A 14,312-nucleotide genomic window follows, 5' to 3' on the forward strand; every position below is an offset into this window, starting at 1 on the left:
AAAATATGACTATTTACATTTCCACTTCCTCATCGTCATGATATTCAAACAGGAAATCATTGTAAGGGAATCTCGCGGTATGAATTTTCAGAACCTCGTCGTAAATTAACTTTTTCATTTCCGGGAAGTTTTCTTTGTTCAACGCAGAAATAAATACGGTTGGATATTGTGATTTCGACATCCAGGTTTTCATCCATTCATCAAGAGAAATGTTTTTCCGGGTTTCGGGTGTCAAATCGTCTTCGTCTTTTTTCTGGTAAGCGAAAGCATCAATTTTATTGAAAACCATGATCATCGGTTTTTGATGCGCATTTATTTCCATTAAAGTTTGGTTCACAGAATTGATATGATCTTCAAAACTTTCGTGGGAAATATCAACCACATGAATCAATAAATCTGCTTCACGGACTTCATCCAAAGTTGATTTAAAACTCTCTACCAATTGGGTCGGAAGTTTTCTGATAAATCCAACAGTATCCGTTAATAAAAAAGGTAAGTTCCCAATCACCACTTTTCGTACAGTCGTATCTAAAGTTGCAAACAGCTTATTTTCAGCGAAAACATCCGATTTAGAAATCGCGTTCATCAGCGTAGATTTCCCGACATTGGTATAACCAACCAGCGCTACACGAACCATTTTACCACGGTTTTGTCTTTGGGTAGCCATTTGCTTATCAATGGTTTTTAATTTCTCCTTTAATAATGTTATTCTATCCCGAATAATCCTTCTGTCGGTTTCAATTTCTGTTTCCCCAGGACCACGCATTCCGATTCCTCCTTTTTGCTTATCAAGGTGAGACCACATTTTGCTCAATCTTGGGAGTAAATACTGATACTGAGCGAGTTCCACTTGAGTTCTTGCGTAAGAAGTTTGAGCTCTTTGAGCAAAAATATCGAGAATTAGATTCGTTCTATCTAAAATCTTAACATCCTCCATTTCTTTTCCAAGATTCTTCAGTTGCGAAGGTGAAAGTTCGTCATCAAAAATCACGGTTCCGATTCCGTTTGATTTTACATAATCCTTTATTTCTTGAGCTTTTCCGCTTCCAATAAAAGTTTTAGGATCCTGTTGCGTCAATTTCTGAATGAATCTTTTGTCAATGGTCGCTCCGGCGGTCAACGCCAAAAACTCGAGCTCATCCATATATTCGACAAGCTTTTCTTCACTTTGATTTTGGGTAACTAAGCCTACTAAAACGGCTTTTTCGTATGAGTGTTCTTTTTTTTCTAACATAAATTTCCTTTCGGCATTTGTACAAAGATAATACTTTGAATTTACCATTAAAAATATCAGATAAAATTGCCTGAGATTTTTATACTATTTAATAATTCTTAATCCCAATCAGCAGCGACAAATTTCATTTTCTTTCCCGCAGCATTGGTTAAAGTAAGGTAATGCCCGTCAACTTTATAGTTCGTCATTGTCGGAAGTTCTCTTCCAAAAGCAGATTCCAGATCCATTGCTTTATCACAAAACATCATCGTACTCCCAATTTCTGAAAATTTCACCGTTCCGTTTGCATTAAAAGTTGCTGAACCAAACATATTGTTGCAGCCCATATTTGCTGAGAATCTTGCCGGCTCTTTTTGATCAGTTAAATTAAGATGTGCTTTGCTGCTCGCCATAAAATCTTTGCTGAAGTCCTGAAATTCGACCAACATCCAGTCTTTTTTTATATTTTCGGAAATGTTGGTTTGAGCGGTACAATTTGCGAGGAATAAAAGGACGAAAATAGCGATGAATGCTGATCCTGTTTTTTTCATTTTAAAATTTTCTTTCCATAATCCATATCTGTGCCATCAATTTTTATAAATTTGAATCTAATTTTATTTAAAAATGACAGATTTTATTTCGTTTAAAGGTCCTGTTTTACAAAATGGAGAAATCAATGCGGCTTATGTTGAATTTCCTTTCTCTACTGAGAAGTGCTTTGGCAAAAAAGGTTTAGTGAAAATAAAAGCGCTGTTTGATGAGAAAGTTGAATACCGCGGAAGTTTAGTTAAAATGAAAAGCGACCGTCATATTTTGGGCTTAACACAGGAAGTCCGAAAACAGCTTGGGAAATCTTTCGGCGATGAAGTTTCGGTAAAACTTTGGGAAGATAAAGAAGAGAGAATCGTAATTATTCCCGAAGATGTTCAAATTGTTTTTAATGAAAATGTAAAGGCGAAAGAATTGTTTGACGACATGAGTTATACGCATCGCAAAGAATATATCCGCTGGATTGTGGAAGCGAAAAAACCGGAAACCCGTGAAAATAGAAAAATTAAAATGATCGAAATGATCCTGGCAGGAAAAAAAGGAATTTAATGAAAAAAATAGAAATGACAGAAACAGAAAGATTATTGCTAAAACCAATGTCAACAGATGATTCCGAATTTATTTTCGAACTGTATAACTCACCGAACTTTATAAAATTTATTGGAGACCGGAATATTAAATCCGTTAAAGATGCTGAAAATTATATCATCGCTAAATTTCTTCCTCAGGCCGAAAGATTAGGCTATGGGAATTATCTCATCAGTTTGAAATCTACAGGTCAGAAGATTGGCAGCGTCGGGATTTTTGAAAGAGAAGGTTTAGAAGTTCACGATATCGGTTTTTCATTCTTACCAGAATTTGAGGGAAAAGGTTTTGGTTTTGAAGCTGCAAATCATTTAATCAAAACTGCCTTTTCAGAATTTGGTTTAAAAAAGATTTCTGCAATCACTTCAAAAGAAAATATCGCCTCTCAAAAACTTATTGAAAAATTGGGACTTCAATACCAATCGACTGTTCGTCTTTCTGGTGATGACGAAGAATTGCTTTATTACGAAATTTAAAAATAATAAAGCCACGAATTCACAAATAAAAAATTCGTGCATTCGTGGCAAATGTTTTTAAACTAAAGTTTTAGTTCGGTTTCCAGTCAACTACCGCTCTGATGAATGCTTCTGCATTTTCCAGAGGAATATTCGGTAAAATTCCGTGACCGAGATTTGCGATATAGCGGTCTTTTCCGAAACGGTTAATCATTTCGGTGACCATTTTGGTGATGGTTTCCGGTGACGAATGCAATCTTGTAGGATCGAAATTCCCCTGCAAGGTCATGGTGTGATTGGTCAGTGTTCGTGCCAGTTCCGGAGTAATCGTCCAGTCAACGCCCAGCGCAGAAACTTTAGATAAAGTCATTTCTTCTAAAGCAAACCAGCATCCTTTGCCAAAAACAACTACGTGAGTTAACGGACTTAACGCTTCTACAATCTGGTTGATATATGGCCAGGAGAAAATCTGATAATCTTCCGGCGACAACGCACCGCCCCAGGAATCAAATACCTGAACAGCCGAAACGCCTTTCTCCACTTTTCTTTTCAAATAAGCTATCGTAGTATCTGTAATTTTCTGTAATAATAAATGTGCGGCTTCAGGATTTCTGAAACAGAAACTCTTTGCAATATCCCAGGCTTTGGAACCTTTTCCTTCGATACAGTAGCATAAAATCGTCCATGGTGAACCGGCAAAACCGATTAAAGGAATATCGTTATCTAATTTATGCAAAGTCAGTTCGATTGCATCAAAAACATATCCCAGAGTTTCATCAACATCAGGAACAATAACATTCTGCACATCTTCTAAAGTACGGATCGGCTTTTCCAGCCACGGTCCAATTCCGTCCCGCATCTCGAAATTCATTCCCATTGCCTGAGGAACAACTAAGATGTCTGAGAATAAAATCGCAGCATCCAAAGGATATCTTCGGATTGGCATCATGGTGATTTCTGAAGCCAATTCCGGCGTGCGACATCTGGTGAAGAAATCATATTCATCACGCATTGCACGGAACTCGGGTAAGAACCTTCCCGCCTGTCTCATCATCCAAACTGGCGGCCGCTCTACGGTTTCGCCTCTTAATGCCTTTAAATACAAATCGTTTTTAATCATAATCTTTAAATAAAATCAGAAACCGAAGTTTCTTAATAGGAGTTTATTGTTTCTCCTTCTTTTTTAATTAATTTAAGCAAAGCGCTTAGGTCATTGTCTTTCCCTATAAATATTTTTTGGGTGGTATATTTTTTAACTTCTGCAGCAGTGGTTTCACCAATTGCATAGATTTGCTGAAAGTCTAAACTGTTGTTTTTAATGAAACTGCGTACGCCACTTGGTGAGAAAAAAGCAATAGCATCATAGCTTCCTTCGTGTTTTGGATACAGCAATTCCGTTTCGTACACGACTACTTTTTTATAGCCAATATTTTGCAACGGCAATTTTTCCTGAAGAATATCCAATGCTAAATTTCCGCAGAAATGAATGAATTTTTCTTTGGAGCAATTTTCAATAATAAAGTCTGAAAGTTCTTTTGCGTTTTTTTTCGTTTTAAATACACCGAAACCATATTTCCGCAAGTGCATTTTGGTTTTCCTTCCGACGCAGTAAATCTTGTTATAATTTTTTGCGGCGAAATTTTCATGAGGTTTAAAACCATTTTTAAAAAATGATTCTACTCCATTTACACTCGTGAAAATCAGCGAATTATTCCCGAGAGGGAATGGAGCAAGGTGAAGAGGTTTGATTTTAATTACCTCTAAAAAATGACTTGAAAAATGGCTTCCAAGGATATCGGAAACTTCTTTTTCATCGAGCATTTTTGTAAACAGAATATTCATTACAAATAAATTATCAATAATTCCTATTATATAATATTGTTGCGGATTTTATTGAAGGTGCAGTTTAATCTCCTGCATCAATTCTCTCCCGCCGTCTTTTAAAATGATATGAGCTAATTTTTCTCCAAAATTTTCCTGATCATTCCATGTGAAAATTTCATCGATTTCCATGCATTTTTTACCGTCTAATGAACATAGTCTGCCAATAAATCTCACTTCATCTTTGTCATTGATTTCTGCAAAAGCGCCAATTGGTGCGGTACAACCTCCTTCCAGAGTTTGTAAGAAATTTCTTTCAATGTCGATACAAATCTGAGTTTCCCTATGGTTTACTTTTTCGAATAATTCTTTTATTTCATGGTCATCAGCTCTTGCGGTGACAGCAACCACGCCTTGTGCCGGCGCAGAAATCATCATTGGAAGAAACTCATAGTCTACCGCTAAATTCATTCTTTCAATTGCTGCTAATGAAAACAGGGTCGCATCGAAATCCTGATCTTCTAATTTCTGGAGACGGGTCTGTACATTTCCACGGATATCGCAAAACTCGGTTTCCGGAAAATATTTTGCCCAGAATGCACGGCGTCTTAAACTGCTGGTGGCAATTTTCAACTCATGCAGCTCTTTATTTTTAGAAGTCGATTTTCTTACCAAAACGTCTTGGGGAAAATCGCGTTGCAATACAGCGACAATCTCTATATTATGAGGAAGCTGAGTCGGAATATCTTTCAGGGAGTGCACGGCAATGTCCACTTCATTATTTAATAACGCGATATCTAAATCTTTTGTAAAAACTCCGGTAATCCCCATTGCATAAAGAGGTTCGGTAAGGTTTTTATCTCCGGTTGAAACAATCGGGGTGATATCGGTTTTGCAATTGTTATTTTGCAGATTTCTGGCAACTTCTCTTGCTTGCCACAATGCGAGCGGTGAGTTTCTTGTACCTATTTTAATGCTTCTCATTGAACTCTTTATTTGGTTGTTCTACTAAAATTTCGTGCATTAATTTACTTATTTCATCGGCTTTCCAGGGATTATCGATGATGTATTTTGCGAAACGGTTGGTGATTTTCTGAATCATTTTTTCTGAAAGCTGCATATCATCTACCTCCACATATTGATGTTTTTTGTGAATTTTATGCATTTCATTACGCTCCATATTCTTCAACATCGCTTTGAAATGATGGATGTTGGGCGCCAGTTTTCTTTTCTTTTCCCACTCCAGAAAATCCTTAGACATTTCTTTGATGATTTCTTCCGCTTTTGGAATTTCCTTTTGACGCTGAACCATGGTTTCATTAATATGAAGGGACAACTGATCGATATCGACTAAACTTACATTTTCGTTCTCCGTAACATCTTTCTCCACATTGTTTGGAATTGAAAGGTCGATAATCAAAGTTTCTCTGCCATTGGGGAAATGCGATTTATTAATAATCGGATGCTGTGCTCCCGTGGCGACAATCAAAATATCTGTTTTGGTCAACTCGTTCTGTAACTGGTCGAATTCGATATGAGGGATTTTATATTTCTCGGCAATTTTTTCTGCTTTTTCTGCAGTTCTGTTTGCAATTTTCACATTGGGTTTATAAACATGTTTTACCAGATTCTCCACGGTGTTTTGCCCGATTTCTCCCACCCCGAGAAGCAGAATATTCTTTTCGGAAATTTGCATTTGATTTTTCAGGATATAATGAACAGCCGCATAGGAAACGGAGGCAGCGCCATTAGAAATTCCTGTTTCGTTCTTAATTCTTTTGGAAATCTGTATGGCAGAGTTGATGGATCTTTCTAAAAAAGGATTGGAGTTTTTCTTTTCTTTTTTAAACCGGTGGTAGGCATTTTTGATTTGCCCAATGATTTCGAAATCACCAATAATCTGGCTCTCTAAACCTCCTGCTACCCGAAAAAGATGATTAAGGGCTTCTTCCCGTTTCAGAATATTCACATATTTCATGAAATCGGTGATGCTGACGCCCACGATTTTACAGTATAATTCTGCAATCAGAAGATAATTTTGAGTGGTCGTGTAAATTTCGGTTCTGTTGCAAGTAGAAACCACAAAAGCATCTCCCAGATTCAAATCATGAATCTGGTTGACAAAATATTTTACATGCTCATCAAAGAAAGCAAATTTGCCCCGTATTTCTGCATCAGCTTTTTCAAAACTGACGCTGAGAACGGCGAAATTAGCGGTCTGGTGAATGTTATTATCCTTAGTCATAGAGCAATCGCAAATTTAAGGTTTTAAATTGAATTGGTGAAGGATATCAAATATGAAGATTATCACTAAAATCTATAACCTCGGTTCAGCAGGTCATTATTTTTTTTGGAAATGAAATATTATGGTAATTAAAAAGTTATCTATATAAAAGAAGGAAATTTTAATAAAATTTTAACCAAAATTAGGAGCGATCTAATTTTTAGAACGGTTCTAAATCTATATCTTTGTACACTTTAAAAATTTAGCATAAAAATGGGGTTATTTGATATGTTCACGCAAGACATTGCGATTGATTTAGGAACTGCGAACACACTAATTATACATAATAATAAAATTGTGGTAGATCAACCATCGATTGTTGCAATCGAGCGTTCGACAGGAAAACCAATTGCAGTTGGGGAGAAAGCAAAACACATGCAGGGTAAAACGCATGAAGACATCAAAACCATCAGGCCTTTGAAGGATGGCGTAATCGCTGATTTTCATGCTTCTGAGCACATGATCAAAGAATTCATCAAGCAAATTCCGGGGATCAAAGGAAAACTTTTTCAGCCGACTTTAAAGATCGTTATCTGTATTCCGTCCGGTATTACCGAGGTAGAAAAACGTGCCGTAAGAGATTCTGCCCAGAAAGTAAATGCGAAAGAAGTCCGTTTGATTTATGAACCAATGGCTGCAGCAATCGGGGTAGGAATCGATGTGCAGAAACCGGAAGGGAATATGATCATCGACATAGGTGGTGGTACGACAGAAATCGCGGTAGTTGCTCTTGGAGGAATCGTTTGTGATAAATCTGTGAAAATTGCCGGAGATGTATTTACCAATGATATCGCCTATTATTTAAGAACACATCACAATTTATATATCGGTGAAAGAACTGCTGAAAGAATAAAAATCGAAGTGGGTTCTGCCGTCGAAGATCTTGATGTTGATATTGAAGATATTCCGGTTCAAGGCCGTGATTTAATTACCGGTAAGCCAAAAGAAATTATGGTGAACTATAAAGAAATCGCACGTGCTCTGGATAAATCGATTGTTAGAATTGAGGATGCCGTAATGGAAACTCTTTCACTGACTCCGCCGGAATTGGCAGCTGATATTTACAAAACCGGAATTTATCTTGCCGGAGGTGGTGCTTTGTTAAGAGGCCTTGCAGACAGACTTCATAAGAAAACTGGCCTGCCGGTTTTTGTTGCTGAAGATCCGTTAAGAGCGGTAGTTCGCGGAACAGGAATCGCCTTGAAAAACATGGATAAATTCAACTTCCTAATTAAGTAATAAATCATTTTTTACGAAACTAACAGATGGGATTTTTGCTGAGATTATTTTCGAAGAACGGTTTATTCGTCTTCTTTATATTTCTGCAACTCACAGCTATCGTATTGATTTTCAGTAGAAACTCAATGCAACAGTCGTGGATTGCGGGGCAATCTGCTGCCTTTAATTCCTGGGTTTCGGGATATATCGATGAAGGGACTTCTTACCTGAAACTGAAACAAACCAATGATCAGCTGGTTACGCAAAATAAAAGTTTAATGATGCAGCTTTACGGCAAAGATGCAGGAGCAAATCCTGAATTCCGTAAAGTGCACGACACCGTCGGAAGTGGACAAATCTATACTTTTGTCGATGGCGAAATCGTATTTAACAGCATCAACCGAAAAGACAATTATTTTACCATTAACAGAGGAAAAAGAGATGGTGTGATGCCCAAAATGGGAGTTATGGCGCCCGGGGGAATTGCCGGAATCGTTATAAATACTACCGACTCTTATTCTTTGGTACAATCGATTTTAAGTTTAAATAAAATTAAAATCAATGCGTCGCTGAAAAAATCCGGATATTTCGGGACACTCACCTGGCGCGGCGATGATTCCAGAATTATGCATCTGTCGGATATACCGAAATATGTTCCGCTTCAGGTTGGCGATACGATTGTAACCGACGGCAAATCTGCTATTTTCCCACAAGGTATTATGATCGGTAAAATTGCCGGTTATGAAGTCGATAACAAAACAGGCTTCTGGGATATCTCGGTGGAACTGAGTGAAAAGATGGGAAATCTGAGTAAAATATATGTGGTGAAAAATCTGAAAAAAGCAGAAGTCCGTAAGATTGAAGATACTTTGCAAGCGACCATAAAAAGAGAGAAATGATAAGTAGAGCACTTTTTACAGATATCCTGATTATTGTTTTGCTTATCGCATTACAAATTTTTGTTCTTAACCGCATCACTCTTTTCGGAAAATATACGCCAGTGATATATCCGGTGTTCGTCATGTTTTATCCTTTCTTTCGAAATAAATACCAGTTTTTGCTGTTGAGTTTTATTTTGGGATTAGGAATTGATGCTTTTTTGTACACCTGGGGAATCAATGCATTTGCAACAACGGTCATTGCTTATTTCAGAACCCTTATTTTCAGAACTTCTACGGATACTTCTACGGATTTCTTTTCTTTCCATTCTTTGCAGTGGTCTCAGTTTTTTCTTTTTGTATTTATGAGTATCTTTATCCATCAGGCACTTGTTCAATATATTGAAATCTTTAAATTTAGTAGATTTTTCGATATCTTCCTTAATGTTTTGGCAACAAGTGGGATTTCATTTATCTTTATCATTATTTATGCTTTAGCATTTAAAATCAAACAAAAAGTCTGAAACCGCAATTTTTAAAAATCTCCATTGTTTTATCCTTAATTGCTATAATTTTTATAGCAAGGCTTGCTTATTTGCAGTTGTTCACGGACCGGTATGCGCTGAACGCGGCCAATACCTCAATAAAAACCGAATACATTATTCCACAGCGCGGCGTTATATTTGACCGAAACGGGAAAATCATGGTTGGAAACCAGCCTGCTTATGAAATCTCTTTTACTGCAGCATTATTAAAACCGGACTTCGATACCATAGATTTTTGCAATTTGGTGAGAATCAGCAAAGCCGATTTCATCAAAAATGTTAATGCTATAAAAAAGGAAAAGTATTTTTCGAAATTAACTCCGATGACTTTTATGAAGAATCTAAGTCGTGAGGAAATTGCCAGAATACAGGAAATCATTTTCAAATATCCGGCATTCAGTATTGTGTCAAGACCTCAGCGGCAGTATGAAGTTTCTACGTCCGGAAACCTTTTGGGGTATACGAATGAGGTCAATGAAAGAGAGCTGAAAAAAGATTCTGTCTATTATCTTCCGGGAGATTTCATCGGGAAAACGGGAATTGAAAAATCTTATGAAAATGAACTTCGCGGCGTAAAAGGAGTTCAGTATATTCAAAAAGATATCCGCTTAAGGAATATCGGTTCTTATAAAAATGGAGCCTTAGACAAAGAGGTTGTTACCGGTAAAGACATCAAGCTCACGATTGATTACGATTTACAGCGTATGGCAGAAGAAATGCTGGTCAATAAGCAAGGTGCAATCGTGGCAATTGATCCCACCAACGGGGAGATTTTGGTGCTGGCCACGGGTCCGGATATTGATCCGAATCTTTTTTCGGGTTCTGAAAAAACAAAAAACCTGTATCGCTTACAAATGGATACCGTTTATAACAACCGCCCTACCTTTGACCGGTCTCTTCAGGCAGCTTATCCACCCGGATCTACTTTTAAATTACTTACTGCTGCCGCTGCTATGCAAATGGGAGTGATGGATGAAAATACGGTTTTCCCGTGTGGAGGCGGATTTAACTATCGGGGTTTACGCGTAAAAGGTCATGGTGGAGCTGATCCATTAATTCCGGCTATTCAGGTCTCAAGCAACTGTTATTTTTCGTACGCTTTTATTGCTATTATGAATAAATATCCAGGCGATCCAACACGGGGCGTGAATGAGTGGAAAAAAATAATGAGCAGTTTCGGTGTCGGGGAATTCCTTAATAATGACTTAGCAGTAGGATCTAAAGGAAGAATTCCGACCGGTGAATTTTACCAGAAGAGAAGTGGTGGCAAAAAAGACTGGAGTTCTGCCTACACCATGAATGGTTCTATTTTTAATGGAATGGGACAGGGTGATGTTTTATTAACCCCTTTGCAAATGGCGAATTCTGTCGCTGCAATTGTTAATCGAGGTTGGTATTTCACGCCCCATATTGTAAAAGCAATTGACGGAAAACCCAATCCGGATCCAAGATTTAAAGTAAAACACAAAACGTTGGTAGATCCGAAATATTTCGACCCGATTATAAAAGGAATGGAAGCTGTGGTGCTGCGTGGAACAGCCCGAAGTTTAAAATCCAATGATTTTACCATGCTGGCGAAAACAGGAACCGCACAGGTGCCCCAAGGAAAAGACAATTCAATATTTGTTTTAGCAGCTCCTGCAGATCATCCTAAAATTGTAATTGCTGCTGTTATGGAACACGCAGGATTTGGTGGTACCTGGGCCGGCCCTGCAGCAGCAGTCATTGCAGAGAAGTATTTAACCGGTGATTTAAAACGGGAACATCTTTATCAAAAATTAGTGAATGCGAGTTTTATGCCTGAGTACAAAAGACAATGGGACGTAGAACTTAAAAGAAAAGGGCTTTATAAAGAGCCGAATAAAGATTCCGTAAATCTAAAAAAAGTCGAAGAACGCTTGAGAATCACCAGAGATAATGAGCAGAAAAAGCAACTGCTTTATAAGAGGGATTCTATTCTACAGAAATTAAAAAACAGCGCAAAAAGATGAAATGGGCACAGGGTATTGACAAATTAGGACTTTTTCTCTATTTTCTGCTTTGCGGTTTTGCGGTAGCAAATATTTATAGTGTGGAACCTGCGAGCGGAACAAGACAGGCCGTTTGGCTTGGAGTGTCTGTTTTCGTGGGGCTCATTATATTTATGACGAGAGCAAAATTCTTCGAAAATATGTCTGGCATCATCTATATCGGTGGTATCCTTTTACTCATTGGTCTATTCCCGTTTGGGACAGAAATTTTGGGACAGAAAAACTGGTATAAATTCGGTGCGGTGAGTTTACAGCCTGTTGAATTTTCAAAAATAGGTACTTCTTTAATGTTGGCCAACTATGTCTCCGGTCCCGATTTTAATTTAAAATATAAGAAATCGCTCTGGACTTCTTTAGCAATTATCGGAGTTCCAGCTGTGGTGGTTTTGGCAATCCCAGATGTGGGTTCCCTATTGGTTTTTATCGCTTTTTTCATCGCCTTATTTCGGGAAGGAATGTCCGGATGGGTTTTTGGTGTGGGATTGATTTTCGCTGCTGTTTTTCTGGTCGCGCTTGCTATTGATCCTGTTTATGTTGTGGTTGCTATTATTGTAATAGCAGCCATTGTTCTCTTTTTAAATTCTTATAAAATTCATTGGAATGTACTATCTGTAGCGGCGATCATTGGAGGCGTCGGAATCCTTTGCGGATTAGCGTATGGGGCTCCTTCTATTTTAGAGAAAATGCCCAAACACCAAAGAGAAAGAATAGAAGTTTTATACAAGGGAGAAAGAGCTTTTCGGGATACGTCCGGTTATAATTTGCTCTATTCGAAAACGGCGATCGGTTCAGGCGGATTTTTCGGTAAAGGTTACCGTGAAGGTTCAGTAACGCAAGGCAAATTTGTTCCTGAGCAAAGTACGGATTATATTTTTTGTACCGTTGGTGAAGAGTGGGGATTTTTTGGCAGCGCAATGCTTGTGATCGCTTATTCTGTGTTTATAGGACGGATTTATTACCTGTCAGAGAAACAGAAATCCACTTTTAACCGGGTCTTTGGTTATTGTTTCGCTTCTATATTGCTGATGCACTTTTCGATTAATCTGGGAATGGTGATGGGGCTTTTTCCGACGGTGGGGATTCCGCTGCCATTTTTCAGTTATGGTGGGAGTTCTTTGCTGGCATTTTCCATGATGACCTTCATCTTCTTTAAACTGAATTATACCGACCGAAACAGTTTGGTTTAATTACAATTTGCAAAATCAAAGGGTTTCCGTTTACATTCAGAGATCTATCTAATTTCCGGCATTTAAATCCTGGTTAAAAGCCTGAACTGTGTATTTCTGTTATTGTTCGGAAATGAACGGTTTTGAAATCGATCAAGAACAATTTTTTCTTTTTAATGTATATCCGTCTTTAATCACAATGAAAATTTTCAATCTCGTCGTGAATGAGACAAATATTTCATTTTTGCTGTTTTCTCACTTTTTTAAAGGCGCAAAGGTGTTACGCTTGGCAAGTAGCAGAATAAATATTTCTTTTTACTAATTACAGCTATACCTTTCTTTTTTTTGCTGACGGTTATTTCTACAAAATTCCGTTCGGAAAAGCTCTTGAAAAAGAATCCAACCAGTTATTCTAGCCCCGATGGGAGCGGCATCCCATGAATTCGCGACAGCGATGAATGGATACAGCGGACAGCGGGTCGGGATTGGTAAGAAGCGATCCATTCGTTGCTCCAAATAAATAAAAAAACCACCCTAAAAAGGTGGTTTTCTTAAAAAATCAATTATCTATTTTTAATTATTTGCGACGTTGCTGTTGAAATCATCTTGTGATAATATTCTTTTGGCAAACCTATATTTAGGTCCCCAATAAGAATCATCAAGAGAAGAAATCATTACTCCTTTGGAGGTTGCGGCGTGAATGAATTTGACTGTACCATTTTCTGTCACATTTTCCACGATTCCTACATGTGAAATTCTACCTTTGCCATGTGAAAAGAATACCAGGTCTCCTTTTTGAAGGTTGCTTTTTTCTACTTTCTCTCCTTCCTGTGCTTGGGAGGCTGCTACTCTAGGCAAACTCATGCCTGCAGTTGCACCGAAAACCGATAGAACGAAAGCTGAACAGTCAATTCCTTTTCTGGTCATCCCGCCATATCGATACGGAGTTCCTAAATAGGTTTCTGCTTCAGTTAGAATATCATCTATTTTTTGTGAGAACCGAACTGCTTTTGCAATTTCTTCGTTCTTCACAATGGCTTCTAAGTTTTTGGCTGCTACCAATTGCTCATCCTTGAAGCTGCTTAATAATTGTTCTTTTGCTACTGCAAGTTTCTTATTGTCTATCGCTGCCAGTTTGGCATTCGATTTGTATTCGTTAGCGTAAGTTGTTGGTGTAGAAACTACATAATTGGTTACACAAGACTGCATTGATAATGTAGTGAACACGGCAGCACAATAAAACAAAACTCTTTTCTTCATATATATTTGATTACCTGTGTTAAAACTTATTATTTGTTTTTTAAAGCATTACAAAAGTAAGTAATCGGGCAAAACCGAGGGTGAAAACACCCTAGTAGGAGTCCTGTTTTAACGCATTTTAACATTATTTTTCCTAATGTTAAAGGAATATTCTTCGCAATCCCTTTATTTAAGGGGTTGCGTTTTTATTTATATTATGATTCATTAACATTTATGTGTTTAATCTATTGCCTTTATTGTATTGCTCTATCATCGGAAAAAGGCAGTTTTGTAAACAGCAAAAAGCCCTATATATAGGGCTTTAGCGT

Annotated in this window: 14 protein-coding genes; 7 read left to right on the top strand and 7 right to left on the bottom strand. The window is 37.7% G+C overall.

Features of this window, described 5'->3' with window-relative positions:
- Positions 1 to 13 precede the first annotated feature (13 nt).
- Both hflX and QGN23_RS10465 read right to left on the bottom strand, forming a co-directional pair.
- Entirely contained in the window at positions 14 to 1,234 is a 1,221-nt protein-coding gene (gene hflX / locus QGN23_RS10460; RefSeq protein WP_282904250.1) for a GTPase HflX, read from the bottom strand.
- 98 nt (positions 1,235 to 1,332) lie between these two features.
- Positions 1,333 to 1,764 carry an META domain-containing protein gene (locus QGN23_RS10465; protein WP_282904251.1) on the bottom strand — a complete coding sequence of 144 codons (432 nt, stop codon included), beginning with the start codon at positions 1,762 to 1,764 and terminating at the stop codon, positions 1,333 to 1,335.
- Positions 1,765 to 1,837: 73 nt separating this feature from the next.
- Between QGN23_RS10465 and QGN23_RS10470 the strand changes: the two genes are divergently transcribed.
- Positions 1,838 to 2,311, top strand: coding sequence for a YdeI/OmpD-associated family protein (locus tag QGN23_RS10470; RefSeq protein ID WP_282904252.1), 474 nt, complete (start codon positions 1,838 to 1,840; stop codon positions 2,309 to 2,311).
- Positions 2,311 to 2,823, top strand: coding sequence for a GNAT family N-acetyltransferase (locus QGN23_RS10475; protein WP_282904253.1), 513 nt, complete (start codon positions 2,311 to 2,313; stop codon positions 2,821 to 2,823). The genes QGN23_RS10470 and QGN23_RS10475 overlap by 1 nt, the downstream gene beginning before the upstream one ends.
- A gap of 70 nt (positions 2,824 to 2,893) precedes the next feature.
- On the opposite strand, the gene hemE is transcribed toward QGN23_RS10475, so the two are convergent.
- The 4 genes from hemE to hemA are packed head-to-tail and all read right to left on the bottom strand — an operon-like array spanning position 2,894 to position 6,868.
- Entirely contained in the window at positions 2,894 to 3,922 is a 1,029-nt protein-coding gene (gene hemE, locus QGN23_RS10480; RefSeq protein ID WP_282904254.1) for a uroporphyrinogen decarboxylase, read from the bottom strand.
- A 32-nt stretch (positions 3,923 to 3,954) separates the two neighbouring features.
- On the bottom strand, positions 3,955 to 4,644 hold the full coding sequence (locus tag QGN23_RS10485) for a uroporphyrinogen-III synthase (protein ID WP_282904255.1): 690 nt from the start codon (positions 4,642 to 4,644) through the stop codon (positions 3,955 to 3,957).
- 48 nt (positions 4,645 to 4,692) lie between these two features.
- On the bottom strand, positions 4,693 to 5,607 hold the full coding sequence (gene hemC, locus QGN23_RS10490; RefSeq protein WP_282904256.1) for a hydroxymethylbilane synthase: 915 nt from the start codon (positions 5,605 to 5,607) through the stop codon (positions 4,693 to 4,695).
- Entirely contained in the window at positions 5,594 to 6,868 is a 1,275-nt protein-coding gene (gene hemA, locus QGN23_RS10495; RefSeq protein WP_282904257.1) for a glutamyl-tRNA reductase, read from the bottom strand. The genes hemC and hemA overlap by 14 nt, the downstream gene beginning before the upstream one ends.
- Positions 6,869 to 7,120: 252 nt before the next feature.
- Here hemA and QGN23_RS10500 point away from each other — a divergent pair, with 252 nt between their 5' ends.
- From QGN23_RS10500 to rodA, 5 genes are read left to right on the top strand one after another with little or no spacing between them, the layout of a single operon-like run.
- Positions 7,121 to 8,146, top strand: a complete 1,026-nt coding sequence (locus QGN23_RS10500) for a rod shape-determining protein (protein WP_133439166.1) — start codon at positions 7,121 to 7,123, stop codon at positions 8,144 to 8,146.
- A gap of 26 nt (positions 8,147 to 8,172) precedes the next feature.
- Complete coding sequence (mreC, locus tag QGN23_RS10505; protein WP_282904258.1) at positions 8,173 to 9,024, top strand: rod shape-determining protein MreC; 852 nt, start codon at positions 8,173 to 8,175, stop codon at positions 9,022 to 9,024.
- The gene (locus tag QGN23_RS10510) at positions 9,021 to 9,527 is read left to right on the top strand and encodes a rod shape-determining protein MreD (RefSeq protein ID WP_282904259.1); all 507 of its coding nucleotides are present in this window, start codon (positions 9,021 to 9,023) and stop codon (positions 9,525 to 9,527) included. The genes mreC and QGN23_RS10510 overlap by 4 nt, the downstream gene beginning before the upstream one ends.
- Positions 9,524 to 11,539: a penicillin-binding transpeptidase domain-containing protein gene (locus QGN23_RS10515; RefSeq protein ID WP_282906393.1), complete on the top strand. Its 2,016-nt coding sequence runs from the start codon at positions 9,524 to 9,526 to the stop codon at positions 11,537 to 11,539. Before QGN23_RS10510 ends, QGN23_RS10515 begins: the two co-directional genes overlap by 4 nt.
- On the top strand, positions 11,536 to 12,765 hold the full coding sequence (gene rodA, locus QGN23_RS10520) for a rod shape-determining protein RodA (protein ID WP_282904260.1): 1,230 nt from the start codon (positions 11,536 to 11,538) through the stop codon (positions 12,763 to 12,765). The genes QGN23_RS10515 and rodA overlap by 4 nt, the downstream gene beginning before the upstream one ends.
- 552 nt (positions 12,766 to 13,317) lie before the next feature.
- On the opposite strand, the gene QGN23_RS10525 is transcribed toward rodA, so the two are convergent.
- Complete coding sequence (locus QGN23_RS10525) at positions 13,318 to 14,004, bottom strand: C40 family peptidase (protein WP_282904261.1); 687 nt, start codon at positions 14,002 to 14,004, stop codon at positions 13,318 to 13,320.
- Between the last annotated feature and the right edge of the window lie 308 nt (positions 14,005 to 14,312).

Source organism: Chryseobacterium gotjawalense, assembly GCF_030012525.1.
In the GTDB taxonomy this organism is placed as follows: domain Bacteria; phylum Bacteroidota; class Bacteroidia; order Flavobacteriales; family Weeksellaceae; genus Kaistella; species Kaistella gotjawalense.